Annotated in this window: 7 protein-coding genes; 2 read left to right on the top strand and 5 right to left on the bottom strand. The window is 72.0% G+C overall.

The annotated features are described in order from the left end of the window. The coding region (locus Tsedi_RS05240; RefSeq protein WP_281280120.1) for a phosphate acyltransferase at positions 1 to 1,271 on the top strand (1,271 nt) is incomplete at its 5' end. Positions 1,272 to 1,290: 19 nt separating this feature from the next. Next, a complete protein-coding gene (locus Tsedi_RS05235; RefSeq protein WP_143894299.1) occupies positions 1,291 to 2,121 on the top strand; it encodes an urease accessory protein UreD in 831 nt (276 codons plus the stop codon). A gap of 4 nt (positions 2,122 to 2,125) precedes the next feature. On the opposite strand, the gene urtE is transcribed toward Tsedi_RS05235, so the two are convergent. Genes urtE through urtA form a run of 5 tightly spaced genes read right to left on the bottom strand, consistent with a single transcriptional unit; the run spans position 2,126 to position 7,749 of the window. Beyond that, positions 2,126 to 2,830, bottom strand: coding sequence for an urea ABC transporter ATP-binding subunit UrtE (gene urtE, locus Tsedi_RS05230; RefSeq protein WP_143894297.1), 705 nt, complete (start codon positions 2,828 to 2,830; stop codon positions 2,126 to 2,128). Positions 2,831 to 2,835: 5 nt separating this feature from the next. Next, the gene (gene urtD / locus Tsedi_RS05225; RefSeq protein ID WP_143894295.1) at positions 2,836 to 3,708 is read right to left on the bottom strand and encodes an urea ABC transporter ATP-binding protein UrtD; all 873 of its coding nucleotides are present in this window, start codon (positions 3,706 to 3,708) and stop codon (positions 2,836 to 2,838) included. Then, a complete protein-coding gene (gene urtC / locus Tsedi_RS05220) occupies positions 3,705 to 4,847 on the bottom strand; it encodes an urea ABC transporter permease subunit UrtC (RefSeq protein WP_143894293.1) in 1,143 nt (380 codons plus the stop codon). The genes urtD and urtC overlap by 4 nt, the downstream gene beginning before the upstream one ends. After that, positions 4,844 to 6,454 (bottom strand): urea ABC transporter permease subunit UrtB, encoded by a 1,611-nt coding sequence (urtB, locus tag Tsedi_RS05215; RefSeq protein ID WP_143894331.1) that lies wholly within the window; start codon positions 6,452 to 6,454, stop codon positions 4,844 to 4,846. The genes urtC and urtB overlap by 4 nt, the downstream gene beginning before the upstream one ends. A gap of 26 nt (positions 6,455 to 6,480) precedes the next feature. Then, positions 6,481 to 7,749, bottom strand: coding sequence for an urea ABC transporter substrate-binding protein (gene urtA, locus Tsedi_RS05210; RefSeq protein ID WP_143894329.1), 1,269 nt, complete (start codon positions 7,747 to 7,749; stop codon positions 6,481 to 6,483). Positions 7,750 to 7,823 lie beyond the last annotated feature (74 nt).

Raw genomic sequence — 7,823 nt, 5'->3', positions numbered from 1 at the left:
CCACCCGCATCACCGAGGCGATGAAGCTGGCCTGCGTGCGCGAGATCGCGCAGCTGGCCAAGGCCGAGATCAGCGACGAGGTGGCCGCCGCCTACGCCGGGCAGGAGCTGCAGTTCGGCCCCGATTACCTGATCCCGAAGCCGTTCGACACGCGACTGATCCTGCGCATCGCGCCGGCGGTGGCGCAGGCCGCGGCCGAGTCGGGCGTGGCCACGCGGCCGATCGAGGACCTGGACGCCTACCGCGAAAGTCTGCAGCGCTTCGTCTACCAGACCGGCATCCTGATGCGGCCGATCTTCGCCGTGGCCAAGCGGCAGCAGCCGCTGGCGCGCGTGGCCTACGCCGACGGCGAAGACGAGCGCGCGCTGCGCGCGGCGCAGCTGGCGCTGGAGGAAGGCATCGCGCGCCCGATCCTGATCGGCCGCCCCGCCGTCATCGAGGCGCGCATCCGCAAGGCGGGGCTGCACCTGCGCCTCGGCGTCGACGTCGAGAACGTCAACCCCGAGGACGACCCGCGCTTCCGCCAGTACTGGGAGGCCTACCACCAGCGGATGAAGCGCGACGGCGCCACGCCCGAGGTCGCCAAGGCCGCCGTGCGCCGTTCCAACACCATCATCGGCGCGCTGATGGTGCACCTGGGCGATGCCGACGCGCTGATCTGCGGGCTGGTGGGCACCTACACCACGCATCTGGAGCGCATCGACGCGGTGCTGGGCCGCGCGCCCGGGGCCACGCTCTACGCCGCACTCAACGCCGTCAACACCGACCGCGGCCCGATCTTCATCACCGACACCTACGTGCACGAGGACCCCAGCGCCGAACAGCTGGCCGAGATCGCCTGGATGGCGGCGCAGCAGGTGCAGCGCTTCGGCATCGTGCCGAAGGTGGCGTTCCTGTCCCACTCGACGTTCGGCTCGTCCAAGCGCGCCAGCGCGCGCAAGATGCGCGCCGCGCGCGACCTGTTCGTCGCCGCGCACCCCGAGATCGAGTGCGACGGCGAGCTGCACGGCGACGCGGCGCTGGAGCCCGAGATCCGCGCGCGCTTCCTGTCGGACTCGACGCTGTCGGGCAGCGCCAACCTGCTGGTCTGCCCGAACCTGGACGCGGCCAACATCCTCTACAACGTCATGAAGACCACCACCAGCGGCGGCGTCACGGTCGGCCCGATCCTGATGGGCGTGCGCGCACCGGCCTACATCCTGACGCCGGCGGCCACCGTGCGCCGCGTGCTGAACATGACTGCGGTGGCCGCCGCCGCGGTGCAGCGCTGAACCGCGGCTGGCCGCGCCGATGGGCTGGCAGGCACGGCTCGAGCTGCACGGCAGCGCCGTCGGCGGGCGCAGCCGTCTGGCGTTTGCGCACGAAGGGCCGCTGCGTGTGCTGCAGACGCTGCACCCGGAAGGCCCGGCGGTGGTGCACGCGGTGCTGGTGCACCCGCCGGGCGGCCTCGTCGGCGGCGACGAGCTGGCCATCGACGTGCAGGTCGGCCCCGGCGCGCACGTGCTGGTGACCACGCCCGGGGCGACGCGCTTCTACCGCAGCGACGGCGCGCCGGCCACGCAGACGGTGCGCGCACGGCTGAGCGACGGCGCACGGCTGGAGTGGCTGCCGGCGGAGACGATCGCCTACCCCGGCTGCCTGGCGCGCAACGCGTTCGACGCCGAGCTCGCCCCGGGCGCGCAACTGCTGGCGTGGGAGGTCTGCGCCCTCGGCCTGCCACAGGCCGGCGCGCCGTTCGCCACCGGCGTGCTGCAACAGCGCATGGCGGTGGACGACGTCTGGCTCGACGAAGGGCGGCTGGATGCCGCCGATCGCTGGCTGCTGGACGGCGGCCCCGGCCTGGCGGGGCGGCGCGCCCTGGGCACGCTGGTGCTGGCCCGCGGCACGCCGTGGACCGAGGCCGAGCGCGAGCGGCTGCTGCAGGCCGTGCGCGCCGAGTTGCCCGAAAGCCTTGCACCCGTGGCCGCCGGCGCCACCTGCCCGCACGAGCGGGTGCTGGTGGTGCGGGCGCTGGCGGACATGATCGAGCCGCTGATGGCGCTGTGGCAGCGCCTGCGCGCCGTGCTGCGCCGGCAGGCCTGGGACCTGGAGGCGCCGCCGCTGCGCCTGTGGCGCGTCTGACGCGCTACAGCGCCACCATCGCGCGCACGCCGTGCGCGTCCATCTCGTCGCCGCCGCCGCTGGCCACCACCGCGCCGCGCTCCAGCACCACGTAGCGGTCGGCCAGCTCGCGCGCGAAGTCGTAGTACTGCTCGACCAGCAGGATCGCCATCGGCTCGCCGTCCAGCCCCTGGCGAGCCAGCTGGCGCAGCACGCGGCCGATGGCCTGGATGATGTTGGGCTGGATGCCCTCGGTGGGCTCGTCCAGCACCAGCAGACGCGGGCGCGCCGCCAGCGCCCGCGCGATCGCCAGCTGCTGCTGCTGCCCGCCCGAAAGGTCCCCGCCGCGGCGGCTCTGCATCTCGGCCAGCACCGGAAACAGCTCGAACAGCTGCGCCGGCAGCGCGGTGCCGGCGGGGCGGCTGGCCAGCCCCATCAGCAGGTTTTCGCGCACCGTCAGGCGCGGGAAGATCTCGCGCCCCTGCGGCACGTAGCCGATGCCGCGGCGCGCGCGCTCGTGCACCGGGCGGCGCGCCAGCTCCACGCCGTCGAAGGCGATGCGGCCCTGCCGGATCGGCACCAGGCCCATCAGGCTTTTCAGCAGCGTGGTCTTGCCCACGCCGTTGCGCCCCAGCACCACGGTGATCTCGCCGGCGCGCGCCTGCAGGCTGACGCCGCGCAGCGTGTGCGAGCCGCCGTAGTACTGATGCACGTCCTCGATCACCAGCATGACCGTCAGCGCCCCAGATAGACCTCGATGACGCGCTCGTCGCGCGCCACCTGCTCGAACGAACCCTCGGTCAGCACCGCGCCGTCGCACAGCACGGTGACCTTGTCGGCAATCGCGCGCACGAAGCCCATGTCGTGCTCCACCACCACCAGCGTGTGGTGCCCCTTGAGCTTGAGGAGGAGCTGCGCGGTGCGCTCGGTCTCGTCGTCCGTCATGCCGGCCACCGGCTCGTCCAGCAGCAGCACCTTGGGCTCCTGCGCCAGCAGCATGCCGATCTCCAGCCACTGCTTCTGCCCGTGGCTGAGCGTGCCGGCGGCGCGCCCGGCGACGTCCTCCAGGTGGATCAGTGCCAGCAGCGCCTGCAGGCGCTGACGCTGCGCGGCGCCGAGGCGGAAGATGAGGCTGGCGCGCACGCGCTTGTCACCCGCCAGCGCCAGTTCCAGGTTTTCCCACACCGTCAGCGGCTCGAACACCGTGGGACGCTGGAACTTGCGCCCCACGCCCAGCGCGGCGATCTGCGGCTCGCGGTAGCGCAGCAGGTCGATCGTGCTGCCGAGGAAGACGCTGCCGCGGTCCGGGCGCGTGCGGCCGGTGATGACGTCCAGCATCGTCGTCTTGCCGGCGCCGTTGGGGCCGATGATGGCGCGCAGCTCGCCGGGCGCGATGTCCAGGTTCAGGCCCTTGAGCGCCTTGTAGCCGTCGAAGCTGACGTGCACGTCGTCCAGGTAGAGGATGCGGCCATGGCTGGTGTCGATGGCGCCGGGCGCGACCGGGTGGGCGAAGGCCGCGGCACGCCCGCCGCTGGCGCCTTCGGAACCGGCGCGGCGCTGCGCGCGCTGCCAGCGCTCGGCGCCGCTTTGCAGCAGATCCGGGGTCATGCGCCCCCCTCCCCGCGCGGCGCGCGGCGCACCCAGCGCCGCCACAGGCCGACCAGCCCCTGCGGCATCCACAGCGTCACCGCCACGAACAGCGCGCCCAGTGCGTACAGCCATACCTCCGGCGCCACCACCGTCAGCCAGCTCTTGGCGCCGTTGACCGCGAACGCCCCGACGATCGGGCCGACGAGCGTGCCGCGGCCGCCGACTGCCGTCCACACCGCGATCTCGATGCTGGCCGCCGGGCTCATCTCGCGCGGGTTGATGATGCCGACCTGCGGCACGTACAGCGCCCCGGCCAGTGCGCACATCACCGCCGACAGCGTCCAGATCGTGAGCTTGTAGGGCAGCGGGTCGTAGCCGCAGAACATCACGCGCCCCTCGGCGTCGCGGATCGCCTGCAGCACGCGGCCGAACTTGCTGGCCACCAGCCAGCGCGCCAGCAGGTAGCAGCCCAGCAGCGTCAGCCCCGTGACGACGAACAGCGCCACGCGCGTCTCGGACGTCGTGATCGGAAAGCCCAGGATGCGCTTGAAGTCCGTGAAGCCGTTGTTGCCGCCGAAGCCCGTCTCGTTGCGGTAGAAGAGCAGCATCGCCGCCAGCGTCAGCGCCTGCGTGATGATCGAGAAATAGACCCCCTGGATGCGCGAGCGGAACGCGAAGTAGCCGAACACCCACGCCAGCAGCCCCGGCACCAGCACGATCAGCACGAGCGTGGCCGCGAAGCTGTGCGACAGCGCCCAGTGCCACGGCAGTTCCTTCCAGTCGAGGAAGACCATGAAGTCCGGCAGCTCGCTGCCATAGTGGCCGTCGGTGCCGATCTGGCGCATCAGGTACATGCCCATCACGTAGCCGCCCAGCGCGAAGAACAGCCCGTGCCCGAGGCTGAGGATGCCGGTGTAGCCCCAGATCAGGTCCAGCGCCAGCGCGCAGATGGCGTAGCACATGATCTTGCCGAGCAGCGTGATCCAGTGGTCGCTCAGGTGCCAGACGCTGTCGGGCGGCACCGCGAGGTTGAGCAGCGGCGCCACCCCGGCCACCAGCGCGACGGCCAGCCACAGCGCGCGCGCCTGCGGCGCCAGCAGCCGCGGCCCGCGCGCGCCGGCCGGCTGCGGCCCTGCGGTCGATGCGGCGGTGTTCATGCCTGCCTTCCTTTCAGCGCGAACAGCCCCTGCGGCCGCTTCTGGATGAAGATCACGATCAGCACCAGCACGGCGATCTTGGCCAGCACCGCGCCGGCCCAGCCCTCCAGCAGCTTGTTCAGCAGCCCCAGCCCCAGCGCCGCCAGCACCGTGCCGGCCAGCTGGCCGACGCCGCCGACCACCACGACCATGAAGGAGTCGATGATGTAGGCCTGCCCCAGGTCCGGTCCGACGTTGCCGATCTGGCTCAGCGCCACGCCGGCCAGCCCCGCCACGCCGGAGCCGAAGGCGAACGCCAGCGCATCGACGCGACCGGTCGGCACGCCCATGCAGGCCGCCATCGGGCGGTTCTGCGTCACGCCGCGCACGAACAGCCCGAGCCGCGTGCGCGCCAGCACCCACGCCACCGCCGCCAGCACCGCCGCGGCGAACACCAGGATCGCCACCCGGTTCCACGGCAGCACCAATCCCCCCGGCAGGGCCAGCGCCCCGCTGAGCCACGCGGGGTTTTCCACCGTGACGTTCTGCGCGCCGAACAGGCTGCGCACCGCCTGCATCAGGATCAGGCTCAGGCCCCAGGTGGCCAGCAGCGTCTCCAGCGGCCGGCCGTAGAGGTGACGGATGACGCCGCGCTCGATGGCCGCGCCGACCAGCGCCGCGGTCAGGAACGCCACCGGCAGCGCGGCCAGCACGTACCAGTCGAACCACTGCGGCCACAGGCGCGCGAACAGCTGCTGCACGACGTAGGTGGCGTAGGCGCCGACCATGATCAGCTCGCCGTGCGCCATGTTGATGACGCCCATCAGGCCGTAGGTGATCGCCAGCCCCAGCGCCGCCAGCAGCAGGATCGAGCCCAGGCTCAGCCCCGTGAACACCGTGCCGCCGACTTCAGCCAGAGCCAGCGTGCGCTCCAGCGCCTGCTGCGCCTGGCGCAGCGCCTGCGCCACCGCGGGGTCGGTTTCCTGCGCGCGCTGCTGCTGCAGCAGCGCAAGCGCCAGGCGCTCCCCGCTGCCGCCCAGCACCCCGGCGGCGGCGCGCCGCCGCGCCGGGTCGGCGTCGGCCAGCTCCACCGCCGCCTGCGCCTGCGCCAGCAGCGCCGCCGCGCGTCCGTCCAGCGGCGGCTGGCGCTGCGGGTCGAGGGCCGCGCGCAGCAGCGGCGCGAACGCCTCGTCCGGCTCCTCCAGCAACGCGCGGCGCAGCGTCGCGGCCGCCGTGCGCTGACGCTGCGGGTCAGCCTCCTGCAGATCCAGCGCCGCCAGCGCCAGCGCCAGCGCCGCGCGCAGCCGGTTGTTCAGCAGCGGCGCCTCGGCCTCGGGCGGCAGCGGCTCGGGCGCGCCGCTGTCGGCACGCACCGCGCTGCCGTCCGGCTGCTCGATCCAGACCCGCCCCTCGTGCACGCGCACGCGCTCGTCCTGCAGCGCGCGCAGCAGCGCCGCCGCCGCCGGATCCGGCGCGGCGGCCAGCTGCGTGATGGCCTGCACGCGCTCGGCCACCGTGCCCTCGGCCACCGCCAGCGCCTGCTCCGGCGTCAGCGCCGGGGCCAGCCGCGGCAGCAGCAGGCACAGGCCGGCCAGCAGCGCCGCCGCCCACGGCCGCCATGCGCGCATCGTCATCCCCTGCCCTCCCGCCTGCGTCAGGCCTTCTCCGGCACGTCCTTCTTCTTCTCGTTGCCGGGGATGAACGGGCTCCACGGCTGGGCGCGGATCGGGCCCTTGGTCTTCCAGACGACGTTGAACTGGCCGTCGGCGCGCACCTCGCCGATGAACACCGGCTTGTGCAGGTGGTGGTTGCGCTCGTCCATCTTGACCTTGAAGCCGCTCGGGGCGTCGAAGGTCTGCCCGGCCATGGCCTCGATGACCTTGTCGGTCTCGGTGCTCCTGGCCTTCTCCACCGCCTGCTTCCACATGTGGATGCCGATGTAGGTGGCCTCCATCGGGTCGTTGGTCAGCGGCTTGTCCTTGTGGCCGGGGATGTTCTTGGCCTTGGCATAGGCGGCCCACTTCTTGATGAAGGCGTCGTTGGTCGGGTTCTTGATCGACATGAAGTAGTTCCACGCCGCCAGGTGCCCGACCAGCGGCTTGGTATCCACGCCGCGCAGCTCCTCCTCGCCGACGCTGAAGGCCACCACCGGCACGTCGGTGGCCTTGAGGCCCTGGTTGCCCAGCTCCTTGTAGAACGGCACGTTGGAGTCGCCGTTGATGGTGGAGATCACGCAGGTCTTCTTGCCGGCGGCGGCGAACTGCTTGATCTTGGCGATGATGGTCTGGTAGTCGCTGTGGCCGAACGGCGTGTATTCCTCCATGATGTCCGACTCGGGGATGCCCTTGGACTTGAGGAACGCGCGCAGGATCTTGTTGGTGGTGCGGGGATAGACGTAGTCGGTGCCGAGCAGCACGAAGCGCCTGGCGCTGCCGCCGTCCTTGCTCATCAGGTATTCCACGGCGGGAATCGCCTGCTGGTTCGGCGCCGCGCCGGTGTAGAAGACGTTCTTGCTCAGTTCCTCGCCCTCGTACTGCACGGGGTAGAACAGCAGGCCGTTCAACTCCTCGAACACCGGCAGCACCGACTTGCGGCTGACCGAGGTCCAGCAGCCGAACACCGCGGCCACCTTGTCCTGCGTCAGCAGCTGGCGCGCCTTCTCGGCGAACAGCGGCCAGTTGGAGGCCGGATCGACCACCACCGGCTCGATCCTGCGCCCCAGCACCCCGCCGGCGGCGTTGATCTCGTCGATGGTCATCAGCGCGATGTCCTTGAGCACCGTCTCGGAGATCGCCATCGTGCCCGACAGCGAGTGCAGGATGCCGACCTTGATCGGACCGGACTGGGCGCGGGCGGGCAGCGGGCCGAAGGCGGCCAGCGCGGCGGCGGCCGAGAGGGCCTTGAGCGTGGAGCGACGTTGCATCATGGTGGTTCTCCGCGAGTGACAGGGAAAGCGTGAAGGTGCTCGCAACGATTCCCATGCTAGGCACCGCGCCC

Origin of the sequence: Tepidimonas sediminis (genome assembly GCF_007556605.1) — a bacterium.
Classification (GTDB): Bacteria; Pseudomonadota; Gammaproteobacteria; order Burkholderiales; family Burkholderiaceae_C; genus Tepidimonas; species Tepidimonas sediminis.
This window is presented reverse-complemented; position numbering and strand designations above follow the sequence as displayed.

Bases quoted from the DNA above. Each gene is read 5' to 3' on its own strand.
- Tsedi_RS05235 (WP_143894299.1), top strand. From the start codon at position 1,291: ATGGGCTGGCAGGCACGGCTCGAGCTGCACGGCAGCGCCGTCGGCGGG.
- urtE (WP_143894297.1), bottom strand. From the start codon at position 2,830: ATGCTGGTGATCGAGGACGTGCATCAGTACTACGGCGGCTCGCACACG.
- urtD (WP_143894295.1), bottom strand. From the start codon at position 3,708: ATGACCCCGGATCTGCTGCAAAGCGGCGCCGAGCGCTGGCAGCGCGCG.
- urtC (WP_143894293.1), bottom strand. From the start codon at position 4,847: ATGAACACCGCCGCATCGACCGCAGGGCCGCAGCCGGCCGGCGCGCGC.
- urtB (WP_143894331.1), bottom strand. From the start codon at position 6,454: ATGCGCGCATGGCGGCCGTGGGCGGCGGCGCTGCTGGCCGGCCTGTGC.
- urtA (WP_143894329.1), bottom strand. From the start codon at position 7,749: ATGCAACGTCGCTCCACGCTCAAGGCCCTCTCGGCCGCCGCCGCGCTG.